Source organism: Seonamhaeicola marinus (assembly GCF_008085455.1).
In genome coordinates this window covers 1-256 of record NZ_VSDQ01000497.1, presented here as the reverse complement: position 1 = coordinate 256, position 256 = coordinate 1, and the positions used below count along the sequence as shown (strand labels likewise).

The 256-nt window shown below is 33.2% G+C and carries 1 protein-coding gene (cut by a window edge); it reads right to left on the bottom strand.

Going from position 1 to position 256, the window contains the following annotated elements; genetic code table 11:
• Positions 1 to 256, bottom strand: part of the annotated coding region (locus FUA24_RS07915; RefSeq protein WP_148541214.1) for a beta-galactosidase small subunit-related protein (this coding region is incomplete at its 5' end). 41 nt of the annotated region lie to the left of the window's left edge; 256 of its 297 annotated nt are in view.

Here is a 256-nt window from a genome sequence, read left to right as displayed (position 1 = left end):
AATTATCAATACTGTATTCTAAAACACTAAAGTTTATAGGTTGTTCACCTTTAACTAAAACACCTTTTTTAGCTGTGTTAGTAAGCGTAAACCAGTGTGTTTGGGTGTGGTTACCATACTCTTCAGGGTAAACGTATTTATAGTTTATGTTTTCTGGTTTTCCTGAGTACAAACCAACATGGGCGCCATAATTTCTATCGGCATAATTAGCTTGTGGTCCTTTACCAAAATATGTTAATTCATTATAGTTATTAGC